The 22,025-nt window shown below is 52.2% G+C and carries 16 protein-coding genes; 9 read left to right on the top strand and 7 right to left on the bottom strand.

The window, feature by feature from the left end:
• Positions 1-10 precede the first annotated feature (10 nt).
• Positions 11-3,775: a CRTAC1 family protein gene (locus SH302x_RS01585; RefSeq protein ID WP_479366808.1), complete on the top strand. Its 3,765-nt coding sequence runs from the start codon at positions 11-13 to the stop codon at positions 3,773-3,775.
• Between the two features lie 136 nt (positions 3,776-3,911).
• Here the strand turns inward: SH302x_RS01585 and SH302x_RS01580 are convergent, their stop codons facing one another.
• Complete coding sequence (locus tag SH302x_RS01580; RefSeq protein WP_479366806.1) at positions 3,912-4,424, bottom strand: gamma carbonic anhydrase family protein; 513 nt, start codon at positions 4,422-4,424, stop codon at positions 3,912-3,914.
• Between the two features lie 149 nt (positions 4,425-4,573).
• Here SH302x_RS01580 and ypfJ point away from each other — a divergent pair, with 149 nt between their 5' ends.
• Positions 4,574-5,443, top strand: a complete 870-nt coding sequence (gene ypfJ / locus SH302x_RS01575; RefSeq protein ID WP_479366805.1) for a KPN_02809 family neutral zinc metallopeptidase — start codon at positions 4,574-4,576, stop codon at positions 5,441-5,443.
• A gap of 89 nt (positions 5,444-5,532) precedes the next feature.
• Here the strand turns inward: ypfJ and SH302x_RS01570 are convergent, their stop codons facing one another.
• A complete protein-coding gene (locus tag SH302x_RS01570; RefSeq protein WP_479366804.1) occupies positions 5,533-6,069 on the bottom strand; it encodes a thermonuclease family protein in 537 nt (178 codons plus the stop codon).
• Between the two features lie 117 nt (positions 6,070-6,186).
• On the opposite strand from SH302x_RS01570, the gene SH302x_RS01565 reads away from it, so the two are divergent.
• Both SH302x_RS01565 and SH302x_RS01560 read left to right on the top strand, forming a co-directional pair.
• Positions 6,187-7,317, top strand: coding sequence for a vWA domain-containing protein (locus SH302x_RS01565; protein ID WP_479366803.1), 1,131 nt, complete (start codon positions 6,187-6,189; stop codon positions 7,315-7,317).
• Between the two features lie 105 nt (positions 7,318-7,422).
• Positions 7,423-9,078: a hypothetical protein gene (locus SH302x_RS01560; RefSeq protein WP_479366802.1), complete on the top strand. Its 1,656-nt coding sequence runs from the start codon at positions 7,423-7,425 to the stop codon at positions 9,076-9,078.
• A gap of 104 nt (positions 9,079-9,182) precedes the next feature.
• Here SH302x_RS01560 and SH302x_RS01555 read toward each other — a convergent pair whose 3' ends face one another.
• Together SH302x_RS01555 and SH302x_RS01550 are read right to left on the bottom strand one after the other, a co-directional pair.
• Positions 9,183-10,496 (bottom strand): DUF1552 domain-containing protein, encoded by a 1,314-nt coding sequence (locus tag SH302x_RS01555; protein ID WP_479366801.1) that lies wholly within the window; start codon positions 10,494-10,496, stop codon positions 9,183-9,185.
• Between the two features lie 223 nt (positions 10,497-10,719).
• Positions 10,720-13,251, bottom strand: a complete 2,532-nt coding sequence (locus tag SH302x_RS01550) for a DUF1592 domain-containing protein (RefSeq protein WP_479366800.1) — start codon at positions 13,249-13,251, stop codon at positions 10,720-10,722.
• Between the two features lie 511 nt (positions 13,252-13,762).
• Between SH302x_RS01550 and SH302x_RS01545 the strand changes: the two genes are divergently transcribed.
• Entirely contained in the window at positions 13,763-14,866 is a 1,104-nt protein-coding gene (locus SH302x_RS01545) for an alpha/beta hydrolase (protein ID WP_479366799.1), read from the top strand.
• 452 nt (positions 14,867-15,318) lie between these two features.
• Here the strand turns inward: SH302x_RS01545 and SH302x_RS01540 are convergent, their stop codons facing one another.
• Complete coding sequence (locus SH302x_RS01540; protein WP_479366798.1) at positions 15,319-16,668, bottom strand: phenylacetate--CoA ligase family protein; 1,350 nt, start codon at positions 16,666-16,668, stop codon at positions 15,319-15,321.
• 107 nt (positions 16,669-16,775) lie between these two features.
• Between SH302x_RS01540 and SH302x_RS01535 the strand changes: the two genes are divergently transcribed.
• Complete coding sequence (locus tag SH302x_RS01535; protein WP_479366797.1) at positions 16,776-17,159, top strand: response regulator; 384 nt, start codon at positions 16,776-16,778, stop codon at positions 17,157-17,159.
• Here SH302x_RS01535 and SH302x_RS01530 read toward each other — a convergent pair.
• On the bottom strand, positions 17,145-17,660 hold the full coding sequence (locus SH302x_RS01530; protein WP_479366796.1) for a hypothetical protein: 516 nt from the start codon (positions 17,658-17,660) through the stop codon (positions 17,145-17,147). The genes SH302x_RS01535 and SH302x_RS01530 overlap by 15 nt on opposite strands.
• A gap of 251 nt (positions 17,661-17,911) precedes the next feature.
• Here SH302x_RS01530 and SH302x_RS01525 point away from each other — a divergent pair, with 251 nt between their 5' ends.
• The 3 genes from SH302x_RS01525 to SH302x_RS01515 all read left to right on the top strand — a co-directional run bounded on the left by SH302x_RS01525 (position 17,912) and on the right by SH302x_RS01515 (position 20,268).
• On the top strand, positions 17,912-18,637 hold the full coding sequence (locus SH302x_RS01525; RefSeq protein ID WP_479366795.1) for a hypothetical protein: 726 nt from the start codon (positions 17,912-17,914) through the stop codon (positions 18,635-18,637).
• Positions 18,638-18,972: 335 nt separating this feature from the next.
• Complete coding sequence (locus tag SH302x_RS01520) at positions 18,973-19,437, top strand: hypothetical protein (protein ID WP_479366794.1); 465 nt, start codon at positions 18,973-18,975, stop codon at positions 19,435-19,437.
• 285 nt (positions 19,438-19,722) lie between these two features.
• Positions 19,723-20,268 carry a hypothetical protein gene (locus tag SH302x_RS01515; RefSeq protein WP_479366792.1) on the top strand — a complete coding sequence of 182 codons (546 nt, stop codon included), beginning with the start codon at positions 19,723-19,725 and terminating at the stop codon, positions 20,266-20,268.
• Between the two features lie 11 nt (positions 20,269-20,279).
• On the opposite strand, the gene SH302x_RS01510 is transcribed toward SH302x_RS01515, so the two are convergent.
• Entirely contained in the window at positions 20,280-21,917 is a 1,638-nt protein-coding gene (locus SH302x_RS01510) for an ABC transporter permease (protein ID WP_479366791.1), read from the bottom strand.
• Positions 21,918-22,025 lie beyond the last annotated feature (108 nt).

Raw genomic sequence — 22,025 nt, 5'->3', positions numbered from 1 at the left:
GGATACGCAAATGAGAAAAGTTGGGCTGGGCCTGGCATTGCTCGCGATCGCGGCCGTGGTCGCGATTGCGATTTGGCAATCTGACTGGTGGAGCCGCAAAACAGCAATCCAACCTCCACCGGACGCCCAGCCAGACAACCTCACCAAAGAGGAATCGGTGAAGCTTGTTCAAGCAGTTTCACGGATGGAAAATCTGAAAGCAGACGAAGCCTTGTCTCTGCTGGACGAACTGCTTGCGAAGCATCCTTCAAACGCGGCCTTCTTACAAAATAAAGCTATCGCGTTGCTGACCAAGATTACGATCGCTAGCGAGCAACTGGCAGCGGCAGAAACCACCGAAGAGACCCGCTCTCAGATTCGTGCTACCTTTCCAGAATTGTTTGAACAGATCGCTGCGTCGATCGCCGCAGCCCAAGTTCAAGAGCCCAACAATGTGGAACTTGCTCGGCTGGATGTCATCCTAAACGAACGGCGTATTGGCCAGTTGCCGCCGGCTATGGAGCGGACGCTGAAAAACGCGCTCGTCGATCGAATCCTGAAGTACCTCCAGCAGTTTCCGGGCGACGGAGTGCTCACCGCCAAACTTGCTAGCTTGGCAGAATCCCTCGAACGGCTAGATCCGAGCATTACGAAAAAAGTCAAAGAGCCGCTCGAAATCGCCGTACGTGAAAACCCCCGCAATGGTTATCTGTTAGCTCGCTTGTTCCGCTTAAAAGAGTTACAAGAAGACCTCTCGCTAGTAGACTTAGTCGACACCGCCATCGAAATTGCCAAACCTCAAGCTTGGTTAATGAACCGTCAGGTCAACGGGCTGGATCTGGCTGAGCAGCTTAAGCAAACGTCCCTGAATGCCTCAACAGACCCAGACAGTTTTTTCTTGGCAGCATCCCAATGGATCAACGTGTTTGTCGGAATGACGACCATTCAAAAAGCGGATGCTGATGCGACAGCCGACATCGAACCACTATCCATGATTCGATTGGATCAAGCCTACCGGCAATACAAGGCTCCTCCCTCGATTGCAGTTGTCGATCCAACCACGCTCATCAGCTCTAATTTCATTGAATGGAATGAAACCGCGCTAATGCTACCTGCTTATGATTCACCCGTCATTGATGCCCAGTGGTTCGACTGGAACGTCGATCTGCGTCCCGAGATTTTGATTGCCACGGAAACGGAAGTGTCGCTTCTGGAATTCACCGAACGTCCAACTTTGGGTTCCGACAACGGCCAAGCCATTGAACTGCGCAAGCTCTTTACAATCGAACTGCCTTCCAAGATCCTCTGTATTAAGCCCGTCGATCTCTACGAAGTCAAATCGGAACTTCGCAGCGATGTCGGCCAACGCCCCTCCGCCGACAACCCCAACGAAGTCGTAACCGACTCACGGCACTCAACGGTCCGCGACATCGTGATTGGGACAGAACAAGGCTTGCACGTCATCTCGTTGCGATTTGATCCCGCCACATTGCAACCGATCAGCGAACTGGTATCACCAGAGATAACCAGTCTGCCCAACTCAGGCGTGGTCACGCAAATCTTGGCATTCGATATGGAAGCCGACGGTGATCTCGATTTGATCGCTTTGATCGATGGCCAAGTTCGCCTGTTTGAGAATCGCGGCGCAAGAAACTTCCGCGATGCAAGTATCAATAGCGAGCTTCCACCGCCAGAGCGGATCGTGACTGCGATTGCGGCTTGCGATTATGACCGAGATATCGATGTTGACATTCTTCTTTCCTTCGCCGATGGCGTCGGCCGTTTAGAGAACATTCAACACGGGCAATTCATGTACCGCGAGATGGATGCCAAATGGTCTGGTTTGGCGAACGCCCGTCAACTGCAAGCCGCAGAGCTCGATGGAAACGTTTCTTGGGACTGGATCGCAACGACTGACACAGGTTACCATGTCTTACGCACAAGCACCGTACCGGGCCGAACCGTGAGCGTGCTGGATGCCGTCGACATCAAACTGAACGATACGCGACAAGTTAGCCCATTGGATCTCAACAACGATGGTCGATTAGACTTGTTAATTCAGCATGCGGACCAAACGTCTGTGCATTGGCAATCGGCCCAAGAAGCCTTCGGATTCGATGCGAAAACCGATACTCAAAGCAATGCGATCCGCTTCCAATCCACGTATGACTTGCAGAACAACGGAACAGTAGCTTTGCTGTGCAACGATAACAAATCCGTTTCAATTTGGACACCTGCAAATGTACCCGCAGGCGATTACCTGCATCTGCGCATCAAAGGGATTGCCGATAACAATGGTGGTGGACGCATCAATGAGTATGCGATTGGAACCACGTTGGAACTGTTCACGACCAGTGGTTACCAAGCACGCGTGATCGATCAAGACGTCACGCATTTCGGTTTGCAACCACAAGCTAACGCTTACAGTTTGCGAGTAATCTTTCCTAATGGCTTGACGCAAACCATCGTCGACCCGGCAAAGAATGAATTGATTGAAGAAAAGCAAGAACTGAAAGGTTCGTGTCCTTTCTTGTACGGTTGGGATGGCCAGCGTTGGCAACTGGTGACCGACTTGTTGTGGAACGCGCCGTTAGGGTTACAAATTGCAAGAGGTCAAACGTTGCCCGACCGACGTTGGGAGTATCTGTCGATCCCGTCAAACCTGATGCAGTTACACGATGGCGCGCATGAGATTCGCATTACCGAAGAGCTTTGGGAAGCGGCGTATTTTGACCAAGTCGAATTGTTGTACTTTGACCATCCTTCCGATTGGGAAGTAACTAGCAATGAGAAGGTAGGGCCGCCTCACATCGCCACCCCCGGCATGTGGCAATCCTCGGTACAAAAAGCTGCACCGAAGATCGTTGACCAAGCTGGCCGCGATTGGACTGGGGAGTTGTCGGCGGTCGATGGCCAATACTCGCGACCGTGGCAAGCGTATGTCTGCCAAGGCTTGGTATCCGAACATTATCTGGAAATCCAATTGCCCGACGGACTCAATCGACAGCAGTCCCAGTTAAGCTTAACAGGTTGGTTGCATCCAACGGATACTTCGCTCAACATCGGTATCGACCAAGACCCTCTGCGTCAGCCCCCCCGCCCTCCTTCGTTGTCAACGGTTGATGTATCGGGAAAAGTCGAAGAAAAGCTCGCTTTCATGGGCTTTCCAGGAGGCAAACCCAAGACGATTGTGATCGATCTGAAAGACGTGATTGATTCAACGACCAAAGCGATTCGGATCACAACGTCTGCAGAGTTGTACTGGGACAGGGCGTGGTTTATCGAGGGCGAGTTTATTCCAATCCATCAAGCATCAAAACTAGATTTGGTCGCAGCCACGCTACGCTATCGCGGCTACTCCGAATTGCTGACGCGAGAGCGTTGGCAACCGCACTTGTATGACTACCATTGGGTATCGATGCTGCCGAAATGGAATCCCATGTCGGGGCTATTTACTCGTTATGGCGATTGCAAATCGATCGTGCAAACTGACGATGACCACATGGTGGTCATGGGTAGTGGCGACGAGTTGATTTTGCGATTTGCAGCGCCGCAAGAAGAGCTAGCAGCAGGCTATGCTCGTCATTATCTGCTGCACAGTGTAGGTTGGGACAAAGACGCAGATTTAAACACGATCACTGGTCAGACAAGTTTACCGTTGCCATTCCAAGCGATGATCGCTTATCCCGCTCCGCAGTCGCAGGCAGAGCAGCAGCGAATCGTTGATGAAAAAAACCGAGCGACTTTAACGCGAGAGCAATCGACCAAAGACTTCTGGTTACAAATGCAGCAGTAGCGTAGGCCGGCAACAAGGTCGCTCCCCCTTGCCCAAACCACGCACAGCCCACCAGAAAAGACCAACTGTATCCTTCAACGTCGCCAACCTTTAGCGACCGAAGTTCCGGCAGACCTTTGCTTGCTCCGGCCTACGCTTACCGGACTGCTGCCACTCGATAAGCGGCCCCCAACTCAACATAGTGTTCCGCCGCGTGCAGAATCATGGCGATATCTTCATCGGAAACTTCGCGGACGACTTTGCCGGGCACACCCATCACCAACGACCGAGGCGGAATCGTGCGGCCTTCCGGCACCAACGCGCCTGCGGCAACAATAGACCATTCACCAATCGAGGCGCCATTAAGCACAATGGCCCCGATTCCAATCAGGACATGATCCGCAATCGTCGCCCCATGCACGATCGCGCGGTGCCCCACCGTCACGTCTGCTCCAAGGCTGCAAGGGAACCCTGGATCTGCGTGCAGGCAACACAAGTCTTGGATATTGGTTCGAGGGCCTATCGCTAGCGGTGCCGTATCGCCACGCAACACCGCGCCAAACAGAATCGAGCAGTAGTCGCCGATGGTCACATCCCCAACAACGGTTGCGTTGGGGGCAACAAAGACGGTTCGGCCCTGCAAACCGGAAGCCTGTTGGACGTTGTACACAAGCGACCTCACTTGAGAAATTGGGAAATCCTCGTACCCTTGGCATGAACAATTAGCCGGAAGATATTATGATACGCGGATGCTGCCTTACAGGTAGCCTCTCAAAAACACTTACCGATTCCATTAAATTCTCCATTCGAGGTCACATCATGCGTTGGGAAGGCAGAGAAGAAAGCCAAAATTTAGAAGATCGACGAGGGCTGCCAGCCGGCGGTGGCTTGGCCATCGGTGGCGGGTTGGGCACGCTGATCATTATGTTTTTGGCAATTCTTTTGGGTGCAAATCCAAAGCAGATCTTGCAGCAAGCGGGTCCTACTGCGGACAGCGGCGCGGCTGCGACACGTCAAGCCCCAGATCCTCGCCAAGAACCCTTGCGCAGATTCGTTGGTGTTGTCTTGAAAGATACCGAAGACGTTTGGACCCAACTGTTCCGAACCGAGCTTGGTAAAACTTATGTCCCACCCAAGCTGGTTCTGTTTACCGGCCAAGTGCGATCGGCTTGCGGTGTCGCTGGATCATCTGTCGGCCCGTTCTACTGCCCAGGCGATTCCAACGTGTACTTAGATCTGGATTTTTTCAACGAGCTATCGACAAAGCTGGGCGCCAAAGGCGACTTGGCAATGGCGTATGTCGTAGCCCATGAAGTCGCTCATCACGTACAAAATCAGTTGGGCATCTCCGAGCAAGTTCAGCGGTTGCAATCTCGCGCTTCGAAAATCCAAGGTAATCAGTTGAGCGTTCGTACCGAGTTGCAAGCGGACTTTCTGGCAGGTGTCTTTATTCGTCACGCTCAAGAAACCAAACAGATTTTGGAAAAGGGCGATATCGAAGAAGCGCTGGTAGCTGCAAATCAAATCGGCGATGATACTTTGCAGAAACGTGCCACTGGTCAGGTTCGCCACGAGCAGTTCACGCACGGAAGTTCCAAACAACGCAAGAAATGGCTAACCAAAGGCATCGAGACCGGCGACTTGAAGCATTTCATGGAACCTTTTGAACTGGACTACGAAGCGCTCTGAGAAACGTAGCAGGCCAAATTCGCTTGTCAGCCAATAGTACAACGGACTTCCAGTCGTTGTACTATCATGTATTTGCCGTTATCAACAAACTATTTTTGCTCGCGGGGATTATTCTTGCGATAGTCCCATGGCGGAGTGGGATCGCTTTCTTCCCAAAGACCAAGCTTGGCTTCTTTAGCCGCTTTCTGTGCTTCTGCTAACTGCTCGCTCTTATTATAACGCTCGTAGTGCCACGCCCACCCCTTGGCAACCATCTCCAGGTTGATGTCCTTTTCGCCATAGTAAACCATCCCTAAAATGCGGCCATAATTGTCTTTCTTATCCCAGCGAACTTCGACCGTTTTTTCGTACACCAACTTTTTGAGAAAGCTGGTCGCCTTGTCACCGCCAGCCTGTTTAAACTCAGGTGCATCGATTCCATCCAAATGGATCGTTTCTTCGCCGGATGCAGATTTAACCACAATGGAATCACCGTCAATCACGCGGGTGACTTTGCCTTTCATCGACTGCGGTTCGCTGGATGATGCTTCCTCGTCATCGGCATGCACCGTTAACGGACTGACAGCGAGTGCAAAACCAAGTAAACAAAGCTTCAGATATTTGACGCTGGTAAGGGACTGCGACATAGGAATGGGCTCCGATTGAGATTGGGTGTTAGCTTTTTCTAAAGATTAGGACTATAATTTGTAACACAGAACCTTTGAATTCGCAAAGATTTGTCCACTTTTCCAAACGGGGATCTCATGCACCCAACCGGACGCGATCCAGGTCCTCCCCAACCACCGCGGCGAGTCCAGGGGCCTGTCGTGAATGATTCTCAAGTGGCCGACCCTATCGACCCATTAGCGACGGATAATGCCCCCACGTATTTGCGGTCGCGCCGTAGCCAGCCGTTCACGCTAAACAATGGTCCCGCCAACCGACGCGCTTGGCTGGGCAGCACCTTGATCCATACCGCGCTGATATTGATCATCGCAGCTTTATGGCAACCGATTAGCAAAGGCACGGGCGGTCAGCGAGATCGCCCCGTGGGCTTGGCACTGGCTCACCATAAAACGTCTGGCGTTGAATATGAATTGCAAGGTGGCGGCAATAAGTCTTCCGCGAGTGCGGAACTGTTGTCTGAGGCACTCAGTAGTCAGGCAGCTTCCTCCAGCTCGGCAAATGCGGTAGATGCGTCCATGCAAGAACTGCTCGGCCCCTTGGCAGACGCGCTCAGCGGCGTCTCCGTATCGGGTGCCGACGCCGGCGGCGTTGGAAACGCTGGACTCAGCGGCCAAGGCTCGGGCGGAGATACCCGAGGAAACGCGGCCAAAACGAAGACGTCTTTTATGGGGATTGAAGGACAAGGCAGCGCTTTTGTGTACGTCGTGGATTACTCGGAGAGCATGAGCGCCTACAGCGGCACTCCCATGCAGCGAGCGAAAAGTGAACTGGCCTATTCGATTCAATCTTTGGGACGCGTCAACCAGTTTCAAATCATCTTCTATAACGACCAGCCTTCTCGTTATTTCGGCTCGCTGGGACGATCTCCAGGACTGATCTTTGCCAACGATATCGAGAAGGAGGCGGCAGCCAATTATGTCAAAAACATTCTGCCGATCGGTGGCACTGAGCACTATCGAGCTTTACTGCTGGCGATGGATCTGAAACCAGACGTGGTATTCTTCTTGACCGACGGTGCCGACCCCAGCTTGTCGCAACGCCAGATCGATCAAGTAATTGCTCGGGCAGATTCCGGCCAAGTTACCATCCATGCGATCCAATTTGGCGTTGGCAGCAACCAAGGTGATGGGCGTTGGATTGAACAGCTTGCGAATCGAGCTCGAGGCAAGTTTCGTTATGTAGATGTCTCAAAAATATCGACGAATTGAGAACCTTTCCGCCCCGCTCCCTGCTTTCCAGTTTTTGGGTTTGGGATTCCCCTGCTCCGATTAAGATATAAGCAACTTATAGACTTCCGCCTTGGAGAAACATACATGCCCGCAATCACTTCTCTTCGAACCAACCGCAGATTGCTGTCAAGTTTATTGCTGCTAGGCCTCAGTTCGCCGGTAGTGTACGCTTTGGAACCAACTCCAATCGACAATCTCAGCCTGAAGCTCAGCGTGCTGCAGCGCACCGATGCGAACGTCCAGATGGATATCGAGGCCGCTAAAGCTTTTCGAGCAACTCAACTGGCTGCCGAAGCGAAAGAGAATCAATCTTCCGCCATCGAAATAAGTTCGCCTGAATCAGAGAGCTCTGCTACCGGCGATTACAATACTGCGCCCGAAAGCTCGAGCACCGACAGCGGCCTTCAATTACCACGTTATGAAACCAAGCCGACCGAATCCGCACCTCCGAAAACCGATGCGGCAGCTACCGTTCGACCAGCTCTGGGTACCAGCGACGCGTCCGCCGTCACTCCAGCCTATTACGCCACGATCGACCAGTGCGGGACGGTGGTTTACCACGTAAACAATGACCCATGCGCCGCAATCAACATCGCGCCGGCTGAGCAGACTAGCAGCAAGCCCGTCAGCCCTCCTGACACCCGGTGGAATCACGACTCGCTGATGAATAAGATCAGCGAACTGAGTGGTGGCAACTTGGTGCTCAGCGCTTCGGAAGAACCATTAGCTGACCGTGAGGTTACTAGTGGCTATCGGTCTTCGGACGATGAAAGTAATTCCGCCGACGAAAGCAACGCTGCGAGCCAAACGACCTTTGTCGACATCCTTCCGGACCTTAATCGAAGCGCTTTAACAGTACTACCTCCGCCAACCTATTCGCGTGAACTACCAGCCACCGCTAGCAGTTACACGACACCTGTCAGTTACCGCAATCCGATGGACACCCGCGAGGCACTGATCACCGCGTTGCCTGAAACACGCATTGCCTTTTATGCGCAAGACCCGGAAGCGTCCGTGCAACCGTCGATTTCTTTAGTACCTTCCAGTTCTGGCCTGAGTCTCGACAGCGGCGTTGCGCCTGCTGCCTTTCAGGAAGGATATGCACTGCCCAATGTTTCGTCTTCGGTCGTCCCACCGCCACAGTCCTTTAGTCCGCCGCCTTCGTTCAATCCCTCGACCAGTGTTCCAAGCTTAGGGGGGAGCAGTGGCAGCGTGCTTCCCAACTCCAGCACGAGCCAGCCATCCTTGCCCTTTCCAAGCTCGTCTCCTTCGACATCCATCGCGCCTGGCACCACTTCGTTTCCTTCATCGTCGCCATCCACCAGTTCTGTCCCTTACGACAGCATGCCTCAATATCAACGTACGGCCCCTGTCGTCACCGGCGAGCCGTTTGTCACCGAAGGGCCTTGTCAATTTGACGCTTACCAAATGGTGACGCCGGTGGTTTACAATGCGGCTCAAGGACAAGGTTCTGCGTCGACCTGTGGTCCAATGGTCCCTTATGCGCCCGGCATGCAGCCGATGCAAGGCGTCGGTCAGCCCGGGTTTTACGCTCCACCGACGGTGATGCCCAATCAAGCGCCAAGTTTGTATTCGACCGGCAACGCTGGGCATCGTCCGCTATTTGGTTTTGGCCAAGAGAATTACAACGTGCAGATTGGTCGCGGCATCATTGGCCAACCCGTAGCGTACGTACCGGGACAAAGCATCCGCAACTTCTTCCGATATTTGTTCCCCTAGGTTGTCAGTTCCAGTAGAAAGTACTGGGGCAACATTTTGAAAGTGTTCGTCCCGTCGCCCGGTTGTCCTCAACCGACGTGAAGCGATCGATGTGAAGCGATCGACTAAATGTTTGCCAGTCGTCCCGAGGAATCTCCGAACGACTCTGGGATTTTGTCACCGCCAATGCGATCCATCATACTTAGGTAGAGATTGCACAAGGGAACGTTATCACAGTCCACAAAGCGCCCCGAATCGAGAGTACCCCCGCCGCCGCCAGCTAGAATAATTGGCAAATTGACGTGTGTATGTCGATTGCCATCCGCACAACCGCTGCCATACACAATCTGCGAATTGTGCAACAGCGAGTTACCGTCGATGTCTTTAGTCGCCTCCATCCGCTCCAAAAAATAGGCAAGTTGCTGAACATACCAAACATCGATCTGCGTAACCTTCTCGATCCAATCCGCCTTGTTACCGTGATGCGTCAAGTTATGGTGACCATCATTGATACCAATTTCTGAGAAGTCTCGATTGTTACCATCCCCTGCAATCATGAACGAGGCTACGCGCGTAGAGTCCGTTTCAAATGCGAGCAGCAACATGTCATACATAAGCCGCATGTACTCGGTGTAACTAGCAGGAATTCCTAAAGGAGCCTCTTGAGTTGGAAGCTGCCTGCTAGAACGAGAGGCTTCTGCGTACGTGATACGCTGTTCGATATCGCGGACGCTTGAATAGTACTCTTCTAGTTTTTGCTTGTCGCGGAAGGACGCATCGCGAGCCAAATCCGTCCGTTCGCTTTTGAGGAAATCAAGGATCGAGCTTTTTTGCTGGCGGCGAATTTCTAAGTTTCGCGCCCGATCCTTAGGCGTTCCTTCTCCGAAGAGCCTCTCAAACAACAGTCGCGGGTCGACCTCTGGAGTCAATGGCGTAGTCGGCGAACTCCAGGAAAGATTGTGCTGATAAACGCATGCGTAGTCCGTGTCGCAGGCCCCAACATTTAACACAACGTCGCACGAAAGTTCCAGCGACCGAAATGGAGTCAGCAACCCAACCTGTTGCGCCATCAATTGGTCAGCCGAAACACCCGCATAGAAATCGGCGCCATTCGTTTTCTTGATCCGAACACCCGTTAAAAATGTGCCATTAGCCCGCGCATGATCCCCACCTCCATCACTCCCTGCATTTGCCGAGATATCATTCAATCCGGCAAGGACTTGAATCTTGTCTTTTACCGTAGCCAGCGGCGCCATCGTGCGATTCAACTGAAAATCTTTCCCTTCACCAGTGGGCCACCAAGCCGCAGGGATCGCTCCGTTAGGGAAATAGAGAAATGCTGTTCGTAGTGGTGCTCCTGTCGCAGTTGTCGCGGCGGTGCTTGCAGAAGTAGCTGCGGCTTTGGCCGTGCTCATTCCGCGAGGCAAAATCGACTCCATGGCAGGCAAGGCCATTGCCAAACCAGCCGCTTGAAGAAAGCGCCGTCGAGAGTGGTTTCGGTACGGTACAGACTTACTAACGTTATTCGTGTTCCCGTTCATTACTATTGCGCTTTCTGTCGTAAAGTCCTGGACTACTTATTCATGTTAACGTTTCTAACTTAATTTGTCAGTCGCCGCTGCTTGCGAATGCGACTAACGTAACGAGCGGTCGCTAGCTTGATCATTCACTTTCGGAAATAGCATTTCTAGCGGGTGCCACTACGGCTGTCGATACAAGTCGATTATGCACTGGCGCCGATTCAAGTACTCCCATGAGCAACGCGGAGAAACGACCGTCTTCTTTTTCCAGCCGCTCGGCAATTTCATCAATCGTTGCGATATCGTAATACTCTGTACCTCTTCCCAGCACATAAGTCAGCATCTTAGTCGCAAGCGTGCGATAAAACTCTGCTCTGTGATTCTCTGCCAAAGCTTCTTTTAGCTCGGTGACATGACTGAACTCTTCACCCGTTACGAGTTGACCGGATGGATCGATCGGCTGTTCAAACTCCATGGCGCGATAGCGTCCAAAACCATTGAAGTTTTCTAGTGCCAACCCCAGCGGGTCCATCCTTTCGTGACAAGATGCACACAATGCATCTTCCCTGTGGATCGCAAGCGCTTCGCGCTGAGTCGGCTTTCGGTCCCCAGCATTCGCAATTGTTTCTTCCAGCGAAGGAATGTTCGGCGGTGGCGGCGCCGTCGGGGCACCTAATATATTTTCCAGGATCCACTTCCCTCGCTTGACGGGTGAAGTTCGAGTCGGATTCGAGGTCACCGTCAGCACGCTGCCCATCGTGATAACGCCGCCTCGAGGACTGCCTTCCGGGAGCGTGACCTTTCGCAACTCAGGCCCTTCGACATCAGGGATCTCATAGACCTTGGCAAGATCGGCATTCAAGAAGGTATAGTCACTGCGCAAGAACTCCAGCACGCTACGATCCTCTCGCATTATATGCTCAAAGTAAGCCTCAACTTCCTGCTTCATCGCAGTCCGGACCTTGGGCAAAAGCTCCTTGCCTTCATAAGGCGGTGGGCCGCGTCGACGACCAAATCCACCACCAGGGAAACCAGGCGGAGCGTTAGCTGCGCCAGCTCCGGGTCGCGAACGCTCGGCTTCGGGCGAATTCGCAGGCGTGGAACTCGGTAACGCTGCGGAATCTGGTGGCCCTGAACTTTCAGAATCAACACGCTCTCGTGGTTGAGCTTCCGGGCTTGCTGGCCGCTGCGGCCGTGGTTGGTCAATTCCAGCCGGGCGGCCATTACCGGGAGGACCGAAGCCGCCGAATCGACCACGTTGCTGCTGCGCGGCCGCCGCTTTTTCTGCCAATTCAGCCTTTGTCATCTGCATTTCCATGATCGCTTCCGAGTTGATAGGGATATCCATCACCACACTGGTCTGCAACCATTGCTGCGCAAATCCCTCAACAAATCCTTGAGATTTAGGATCGGCGACCATTCGTTTGACCGTCGCCTCTAGATTCTCTCGCAATTTCCCGTCCAGTGCTAATTGCAACAAAGCATCATCAGGAATCGAACGCCACAGAGCAAACGATAGACGCGAAGCAAGACTCAGCTCATCGATTCGGGCAAACGATTGACTGTCGTCTGTCGGTTCGCTCTCTTCAAAATGAAACAAGAATTTGGGTGAAGCTAACACCGCGACAATCGACTGAGCGATGCCCTGCTCGAATGTTAAACCATCTAACGAGTACGTATTTTCCGCCAAATCTACTAGCCTCTGAAGTGTCTCGTCAGACACAGGCCGACGAAATGCGCGAGTCGCAAAACGTTGCAACACGTCGGTCGCATACGCCCGTCGCTCTGCCGGGTCCGTGGGCGGCGAATCTAAACTGTAGAGCTTCTCGTACCCAGGCGGATGCTGCCAATGGGTTCGATCCATAGGCCCATCAATACGCACACTAACAATCCGGTAATCCATCTTTGAACGCAGCGGCTTAAGGTCAGGAAACACCGGCTCGGTCGTAAAAGCGATCTCGTGCTCGCCAGCTTCCCAGTGCACAATGCAATCATCCTCGAACCAGTCATTGTCTGCCCAATGGTACTGCTGCGTAAAAAACTCTCTTCCATCTGACGTAACATGAATGCGACACTCCTGCGGATCGCGAGGCATAGCATCACCATCGATCTTACAGTAAATGTTGATTAGGTAATCACCGGCTGACGGTGCGACGACCTTCTTTCGAACAGTACGCTGTCTATAAAACGACATGCTATCACCATCTCGACCATTCTCGTCGACGAAAGCATCGGGCAAATAGAGTGTGCTTGGGATGACAACCGTATCTTTCGGAACACCCTTTTCAACGACTGTAATTGCTGCTTCCAAGAACTTCTCAAGCCGCATCGGTGAAATACTTAAGACGTCTCCAATGTTGTCAAAGCCATAGCCAACATCGTCGGGTGGCAAAGCTTGTTCTGCATCGAAATCAAAACCTAGAAGATCTCGAACAGCATTGCGATACTCGATACGATTCATGCGCCGCAGCGTGACTCGGCCAGGATCGGGTCGGTCCGGGTCAAGACCAAAGGCCGATGACTTGATCCACTTCTCCAACGACTGAAGCTCGCTTGGCGTCGGTTGCGGTTGGTCTCGCGGAGGCATAATCCCTGCACGCACATTCTTCAGAACCTTGAACCATAACTCCGGTGCAAGCAATTGTTCTGATGTCCCTAGCGTATCAAATGTCAAATTCCCACTATCCCCTCCATTCGCATGACAGTCATAACAGTATCGCTGCAATAGAGGTCTAATCTCATGATCAAAGGATGCGAGATCGGCAGCGCGATCAGAATCAGCTACCGATGGTTGTTTTGAAACGCTAGCAGGCTCCGCGGAACTTCCGTCGGTCTGTGAGTGGACTCGACAAGCAATACAACAGAGGGTTGAGAAGAACAACCAGACAGCAATTTTGGAATAACACACAGCTAGGCAACCACCGTCATTTACAACCAAAACGAAGAGGGATTTTGTTGACGCAAGTCCTCCATTCTTGCGGTTGAACCTGAGCAAGTCAAACAATTTCCGAGCTGTTCGCCAATTCTGTTGCAGATTCGAAAGTATACGACGGCTTCAATGCGGAACGTAGCAATTGGTATACTGAAGCTTCAACCTGAAAGGGGACGTTTTGCTTGCCCCAAACATCACGCGATCTCAACCTTGGTTATTCGCTCTCCTGCCCACATTTGTAAAAGCCACTCCCATGCGCAGCTTCTACCGATTCCATCTAATTCTCGCAGTCGTTGCCATCTACGGAATGCTTGGGCCGTCAAGCACCGTCGCGCTGGCCCAGCCGCCTGGCGGTCAGTCCGACAATGTTCAGCAGGTTCGTCCGCGTGGACAAGCAATTCCGCGAGGCCCTCAGATTAAAGTCGATCCCCCAGCCGATGCAATCAAAGTCGAGAAAGCCCCTCCCCTCGACCGGAATGGAAATTTTATGGTCGCTAGGTCTGGCGATTGGGCCGACGTCCCTGTCCTCGAAGTAAATGAAGGGACTCCGCGCGGAAACCTGACAACCTTTGTCATGAAATCCGAAGACTCGAAGTTCTATCCAGGAGTTCGCGGCCCCTACACTCGCCAAGTTTGGGTTTACGTGCCAGCCGGATACATCCCCGGCACGAAAGTTCCATTCATGGTTAACCACGATGGTTCAGAGAAATCAAACATGCAAGCAACCTTGATCGCAGTCCTGGACAACTACATCGCTGAAAAGCGCTTGCCGGTAATGGCCGCCGTCTTCATCGCCAACGGAGGAGGCGACGGACCGCGCAGCCAAAGAGGCCTGGAATATGACACGGTTTCTGGAGCGTACGCCGACTTTATCGAATCAGAAGTACTTCCACTTGCAATGCAGAATGCCAACGTCACATTGACGGACGATCCTGACGGCCGAGGGGTATTAGGCGCAAGTTCAGGCGCAGCAGCGGCTCTTTCGATGGCTTGGTTCCGGACCGATCTCTACCACCGCGTGATCAGCTACTCAGGTACTTTTGTGAATCAAATCCCCAGCGAAACGGCACCGCGAGGAGCTTGGGAATATCACGCCAACTTCATTCCCAATTCCGAAAAGAAGCCGCTCCGCATTTGGCTTCAGGTTGGTTCACGCGATAACGGATCAACTTCGTCGGAAGAAGGATTGCACAACTGGGTGTTGGCGAACAATCGCATGGCTGAAGCGTTAAAGACCAAAGGCTATGACTATCAATACCTTTGGTCCGAAAACGCCGGACACGTCGAAAAGGGCTTAGTGCGACAGACGCTGGGACAGGCCATGGAGTGGACGTGGCAAGATTATCAAGCACCGTGAACCTAATCGCACCAATCCTACTGCGAAGACCAGGCCCAAGGCCCAGCGTCACTTTCCAAACGCTGCGCCATATGTTTTGTGAAGGCGAGCTCTGAGCGACCGCTGGGCCTCCCCAACGCGTCGCAACAAGATTGGTGTGCCACGAGTCCATGCTGGTAACCGCCCGCCACTGCTAGAGCTAGTTGACAACGGCGACTGGCTCCAGCAGGGCATTGGCATCTACACAAGTTTACGTTTGATTCGCAGACGAAACGGGGTAAACGCCATTTAACCGCTTGCCCAACGGACCGCGATACTGCTAAGGGCACGACAAACGCGGGGCGATGCCCACGCGGTTAAACGAAACCCTGCAATTTCACGTAGCAAAACAAGCTAACATCTGCTTCAGCGTCACCCTTACTTGTGTAGATAACAATGCTAGCAGGGGAAGGGTATCGTCGGGGGCCCAAGGTCTAGAACGCCGAAGCGCTGTCCGTCCCTGCCACTCGGCGATCAATGAAACGCTGGCCTTTTCCTTCGAAGCGTGGCAAACTGCCGACGGGACACGTCTTGACACAAACTCGCAATCCAAGCTGAACCGCAAACAGTTCGGCGATCTGGGCTATGTCGTGCGAAGCCCCCTCCACTTCAATGGTCAACTGATCCATTGCGCCTTCTTTTTCAGCTATCATTCGATACTCAGGGATCGAGTCAATGCGTCTGAGAATCGCTTCGATGCTGCTGGGGAAAACGTTCACCCCACGAATGATCAGCATGTCATCTGCGCGGCCAAGTATCCCGCCTCGCAATCGAACAAACCCCGCTCCGTTCTCACCAAAGGCAGGACATACAACGTCTCCTGTGCGATATCTTAGGGCCGGAGCTCCGCGACGCCCAAGCGCCGTGAGCACCAATTCGTACATCTCGAATTTAGGCTCTGAAGCATCGACAACAATCTTCTTTTGCAGCGGTATAAAATCCGCAATAAACTCCGATTCGATGACATACAGATCCTTGCCATCTTCACTGCCAACACCCCATGGCCCTATCTCGGTTGCGCCCGCATGATCAATCACTTGAGCTTGCCAAAGTTGTTCTATACGCTGCCGAATGGCTGGCACACAGCCCCCCGGTTCGCCTGCCACAACGATCTTTCGAATACCCAGCGTAGAGGTGTCGAGTTTATGTCGGCTGGCTTCTTCGGCAAGATGTAACGCATAACTGGGAGTGCAACACAACACGTTGGCTTGCGACGAGCGAATTAAATCGAGTCGCGAGGAAGTCGATAAACCGCCACCGGGCACGACCTTAAGCCCGCGTTGTGTGGCCGCTTCGAAAGCGCTCCAAAAACCAACAAAGGGGCCAAAGGAAAACGCCATAAAGACGGTGTCGCTGCTGCGAACCTCCGCCGCGTCCCAAACGAATTGCCACGTGTCTAGCCACCATTGCCAATCCTCAGCGGTATCCATCACGATCATGGGGCGGCCACGCGTCCCACTGGTCCGGTGCAGTCGCGTGTACTGGGAATGATGGTATGTATGGTTCTTTGCAAAATCACCGCCATCTTCCGCAATCAGATCATGCTTACAGACCGTTGGCAACTGCGCCCATTGCGCAAGTGAATCAATCGGCCCAACTCGCGATTTCCAATGGTCTTGATAAAAGATATTCTCAGGAAGCACTTCGCTTAACAAGCGATTGAGCTTGGCAAGCTGCAGGTCTTGCAGACTCTCACGTGAACTGAAACGCAACTCCTTTCGCTCTGACTCGCGTGCCGCCTGCAGCAAGCTGTAGGACTTGTTTGAACGAATGATCTCTAGCAAAGCAAACTTCCTCAATTCCGGCTGATCAACAACTTCCGCGAGACTTGTTGTCCTTCTATACTATCACAAAAATGATCACCTTCGAGCCAACTAGATAACGAATATCCATGAAGAAGCGAGTCTTAGACGTCGGAAACTGCGGACCAGACCACAGTAGCATCAAGTCCATGCTGACGCGAGTCTTTGAAGCCGAAGTGCTGCAAGCAGACCAATTATCGGATACCCTCGCAATTCTGGCACGAGAGTCTGTCGATTTGGTGCTGGTTAACCGCAAGCTGGACATCGACTACAGCGACGGATTGGACATTATCAAAGCGATTAAAGCCCATGATCGGTTTAACGATATCCCTGTGATGCTAGTTTCCAACATGGAGGACTACCAAGCCGAAGCGGTGGCCGAAGGTGCCGAGTATGGCTTTGGTAAATTAGCCCTTGGGGCTCCAGAAACTCACGATCGAATTCGCAAGGCCTTAAGGCTAGTCGCTAGCTGACGTCAGGTTCTTGACCTTGCAACGAATATCATCCTGGCCATGGCAGACCAGTAGAACGGCGTGATCGGGAGCGGTATCAAAGAAGTGCTTTTCCGCTTCCATCTGCTTGCCAGGCCAACAGTAGATGAAGAAGACATCAGCCTCAACACTATATTCGGTGTAGTCCCCAAGCTCGATGGCCGCAATGATGTTGTGATCCTGCAACAGTTTTTTAGAAGCTTCAACCAAGTTCTCATCGATTTCAAACCCTACGGATTCATAGCCCAACTGGCTAGCCATTCCCGTAGCCACTCCAAAGCCACTGCCCCATTCGCAAAAACGCCCTCGCGGCAACGCGTCCAGAACAGTCCACAGAATCTCGTAGTTACTCGGGACGAAATGGAACGAATAGACGGAATCGAAGCGCGACCGGCCATCCTTCAAAAACTCCAAGGTCTCAAAAGGAATCTCGCGTTGCGACTGCGGCAATTCAATCTCACGCAACAACTCATTGGGGTCCATAGAAAAGCTCGCTTATGTGTCGATGAAATTGGCTAACGAATTGAAGCACGGTACCAATTTAACTGATACAGGATGATGACACACCAAGGCCCACCCTCCTTCTTTTAATTTTTCTGGCTTGATTGGTTTGGCCAACAAACGACATTTGTGAACACATTCCGGCACGCGGATCGCATATCCCATTTCTCAATCGCCCCCCAAACTTCAATTCGGCGCAGATTGCAACACTCACGAGAATAACGGTACGGACAATGGGCATATTGCAACAAACGATACGCTTCACCGCTTCACCTGTGATATGGATGATCGCATCCGTGGGGATTGCAGCGTGGCTTGCTGGCCCTCGCAGTCCTTTGAATCCGCACCTTGGCAAAGATGTCCCCTGGGTCAAACCGAAAGGAGACCCGCCGCATTGGTTGAAAGATGAACTTGCCATACAGCACGACACAGAAAAAGTTCGCGAAAAGCTAAGACAGAAAGTATCTATTTCGGCCCACAAAGCATCCGCCCGAGAACTGCTTGGCCAGTTGTCAGAAGAAGTCGACGTCAACATTCTTAATCTAGCGCAACAGCCAATACTAAATTCCCCGCTAACAAACGACACAAAGCAGGGATTGGTTGAGTTCAATCAAATGCCAGCCGTCAGCATCCTTCAACAGATCCTTGAACCCTATGGGTTAAGTTGGTCTATCACCGGCGGTGCAATTCAAATATCGAATTATGGTGAGGCAACGCTTTCATTCCGAAAATATGATTTAGCTTGGCTCCTGAATAGCAGTCAACAGGCGAGCAACGTGGAAGATTTCGTACTTGACCTCATGGACTACAATTGCGAGGTATATCGGGTCGGTTCACTGCTGTTGGTGCAGGCCAGTGAAATCGAACATTTCGCAGTGAAAAAATTCCTCACGCACTTAAAGGGTGCTCAGTCCGAGAACCTACGAGAACTCGCATCCAATCAAAAACGCTTCCCGTAGAACTGACCCAAAACCCGTCATGATACTTCGACGTCCCTTCCGCGAACCGGCTTTACAATGAGCATCTCGCTTGAATCTTCCGTTTCGCGATCGGTTGAAAAGTCGGAACGTGTGGGTCGAGAATGGCTGGAAATTTCCGGCAAATGTGGCCTTTCGCAGCCCTGAATGCCAACATGAGCCGGATAAACCGATGGTTTTCAGTTTTTTTTGGGATGCTCAATTGCGAAGCAGTTTGCCTAAGTCGTATAATTGGGCATCCGATTTCCCCTAAAGCGAAGGACCACAAGCAATCCCACCTTCCTTCGTAGTTTCCATTTTTGTGAGAGGTCTCAGTCATGTCCGCATTTCGAATTTTTTCGATTGCTATGCTCGCCAGTTTCTCTTTTGGTCTAGTCGCGTTGGCCGACATCGCGGCAGAAGCGATCAAGGAAGCCAAGTGTCCCGTCAGCGGTGCGACAGTCAGCGAAGACGCAAACTCGGCCTGGAAAGAAGGCAAAGTTTTCTTCTGCTGCGATAAATGCCAAGCGTCATTCGCTAAAGATAGCGAGAAGCATGCTGCCAAAGCCAACTTGCAATTGGTATCCACCAAGCAATACGAACAAAGCGTTTGCCCATTCAGCGGCGGCAAGCTGAACAAGGAAACTGCCATCAAAGTAAATGGCGCCTCGGTCGCTTTCTGCTGCAACAACTGCAAAGGCAAAGCAGAGAAAATGGAAGGCGACGAGCAGATCACTGAACTGTTCGGTGAGAAGGCCTTTGAAAAAGCTAAGTTCGTGAAAGTTGCGGCGAAGAAGGAGTAGTTCTTCTCGGACACACACCTTCAGTTGCTTTGACGCACATCGAAAACTCCTTGGTGGATCGCATCGATCGACCAAGGAGTTTTTTATTTGCCCGCTAGCTACACAGCGCCCGCAGACAGGGCGAAACAGAGAAAACAGGAAGCCTGGGAGAAATATGCGCGGCCCCAGAATTTTTCTAAAGTTTACGTGTTTGACTACAGGACAGCCTTCTTGCCAGCCGATTGCATTGAGAGAACGACTGAAGCGTTAAGTCAGCCGCATCCCACTTATGTAATTCTCTGCATCATGCCACTTAAGACATTGAAATCCCAGTCATTGATGTTCGCAATCGCGAGCTGCCTGTTGCTCTCTGCCTGCGGTTGCAATGTATTCAATCTCCAGCCGCGAGAATCCACCTCAAGCTTGGATATTGAATCGATGAAGGCCGCAGGATACGCCTTCGACGAAGACGGTGCCTTGCTGCCCATGCAAACATCTACCAGCTCTACTGGCCTGCCAACGGTCGTGCTAGAAATCCGCAACGGTGAGAAGCACATGGAGAAGATTCCCATTCGACCAGACAAGCCTCTCTTTATCGAAGACGTCATTAGCGATGCAAAGCTTGTTCAACGTTTAGGCAAGATCGAAGTGTCCATTATCCGAGCCACCACGCCGAATCACCCACCAGTTCGCATGGACGTCGACTTCGATTCCAAGGGCAAACGCGTTATGCAAGAACAGAATTACGCATTACAACCCAACGACCGTATTATCGTACGCAAGAACGACCGTAACTGGATAGATCAAGCGATGGAGAGCATGAATATGCGCGGCGGCAAAACAAAGCGTTAGCATACACTGCGTTAGCCGCGGCCTGTTAGCCACCAACGATTGCGAAACGCCAGTGTAAGAAACATCATTGCACTCACCATCAGCGACACCGAAGCGGCGAAGTAAGCCAGGACGTATGCAATGCTGGTTGGTCTTTGAAAGGTTTCGGCCGTTTGCGTAAACTCATACTGCACCGGGACATTCTGAATAGCCATAAAGGGACTGCAAATGCCTAACCACTCTATGGTTGGCACGTAACGCTGCAAGCCAACTGTTCCCTGCGCAACTTCGTATAGAGCCAAGGGCACGAGGTAGAATCCAATCACGAAAGCAAATGTCGCGATCATCGCATGCATGGTACGCCGGAACAGTGCCGAACATACTAAGGCCATCGTTGAATTCACCGCCGCACACATCGTGATAATCAGCGCACACAGCAGGACCGCCAGAACGTTGGATCTCAATTCATCAGTCAATGCTGTTCCCAACACGACCGGCCACATCAGAAACATCGTTAGCACATACGACACTCGAAAACTGGCAATGAATTTTCCAACCAGAATCTGCCAACCGCTGAGCACTGTCGTTAACAGCAAATCTAACGTCTGCCGTTCACGTTCACTGGTGACCGTGCCCGCTGCAAAAACGGAGGTAGCCAGCGTGTTGAAGACCAATACGTACGCCATGTAATAACGAAACATAGCGGGGTACAAGAACAAGAACACGGCCATCAGCGGAATTGCCAAAAACATGCTGACTTGGATCACAATCCGCAGCATCAATGTCCCTTGGCTGAACAACTCCGCATGAATCTCTTTGTCGTAGACAGGATTCGCTCCGTCAGCCATCAGTTTCGCGCGGCGCGGCGGCGCAAAAAAACGATCAGGAAATCGATCTCGCTGGATAATGAGCCCCACGGCGTTGTCTTGCTCTTTTTCCAGATCCACAACCTCTTCGCCCATACTCCCCACGTCTTGTGGATAGAGCAATCGTTGCGAAGTGGCATAAATCAACACCATGGATGCGACGCTGGCGACAACGGGAAAGACCCCCGAGATGAAGGTCAATCGCAAGGCGCCTGAATCGGCCATCGCAATCCAAATCAGAATGCCGACCAAGACCATTGGTGCGATGATCATGTAGCTGACGACCAGCGCAGAAGAAACCCGCTTAAACACACTGGAACAAGCGACACTGATGGTACCAAACAAAATGACCGCAAACAGGATCGCTAGATAAGCCGCGACCACCTCTTCCAATGAGATACCACCTAGAGGCAGGCAGATAAAGACAATCGGTAACGACGCCACCATCAGCAGAAATAGATGCGTCAGTGAAGCAACCAGTTTGCCGACGACAATCGCTAGGGGTTTCAGCGGGCTGGCCAGCAGCATCTCGTAGGTCTTGCGTTCTTTCTCTCCAGCAATGGAACCCGCCGCGACACTGGGCACCATCAATGAGATGATTGCAAACTGTCCCAAGAAGAAGAAGTCTGCTAAGCGCCTTGCATCTGAACTAGGAACGCTCAAGTCTAGCCGATCAACCCGTGGATAAGCGACCAGAATCAAGGCCGCCAGCGCAACTTGATAGACCAGCAGCAGCACGAAAGAACGATGCCGCCGAAGATTGAAGATCAGTTCGCGTTGGAGGACTGGGTTGTACCGAAACACGGGCGAGGGCTCTGCGACATGCGATGACGAAAAACAGAATTATACCATCAAAGCTGCCCCATGGTGATTCAACCGGTGCCGACTGGCAAGTACTCCCACATGGGAGAA

The sequence above is a fragment of the Njordella calcicola genome (assembly GCF_056494125.1).
The sequence above is the reverse complement of the archived record's forward strand: the minus strand, read 5'-3'. Positions and strand labels throughout refer to the sequence as shown.

Coding starts and splice junctions, on each gene's coding strand:
- ypfJ (WP_479366805.1), top strand. CDS start 4,574: ATGCGTTGGGAAGGCAGAGAAGAAAGCCAAAATTTAGAAGATCGACGA.
- SH302x_RS01585 (WP_479366808.1), top strand. CDS start 11: ATGAGAAAAGTTGGGCTGGGCCTGGCATTGCTCGCGATCGCGGCCGTG.
- SH302x_RS01555 (WP_479366801.1), bottom strand. CDS start 10,496: ATGGAGTCGATTTTGCCTCGCGGAATGAGCACGGCCAAAGCCGCAGCT.
- SH302x_RS01530 (WP_479366796.1), bottom strand. CDS start 17,660: ATGGACCCCAATGAGTTGTTGCGTGAGATTGAATTGCCGCAGTCGCAA.
- SH302x_RS01515 (WP_479366792.1), top strand. CDS start 19,723: ATGCCACTTAAGACATTGAAATCCCAGTCATTGATGTTCGCAATCGCG.
- SH302x_RS01560 (WP_479366802.1), top strand. CDS start 7,423: ATGCCCGCAATCACTTCTCTTCGAACCAACCGCAGATTGCTGTCAAGT.
- SH302x_RS01545 (WP_479366799.1), top strand. CDS start 13,763: ATGCGCAGCTTCTACCGATTCCATCTAATTCTCGCAGTCGTTGCCATC.
- SH302x_RS01565 (WP_479366803.1), top strand. CDS start 6,187: ATGCACCCAACCGGACGCGATCCAGGTCCTCCCCAACCACCGCGGCGA.
- SH302x_RS01570 (WP_479366804.1), bottom strand. CDS start 6,069: ATGTCGCAGTCCCTTACCAGCGTCAAATATCTGAAGCTTTGTTTACTT.
- SH302x_RS01535 (WP_479366797.1), top strand. CDS start 16,776: ATGAAGAAGCGAGTCTTAGACGTCGGAAACTGCGGACCAGACCACAGT.
- SH302x_RS01520 (WP_479366794.1), top strand. CDS start 18,973: ATGTCCGCATTTCGAATTTTTTCGATTGCTATGCTCGCCAGTTTCTCT.
- SH302x_RS01525 (WP_479366795.1), top strand. CDS start 17,912: ATGGGCATATTGCAACAAACGATACGCTTCACCGCTTCACCTGTGATA.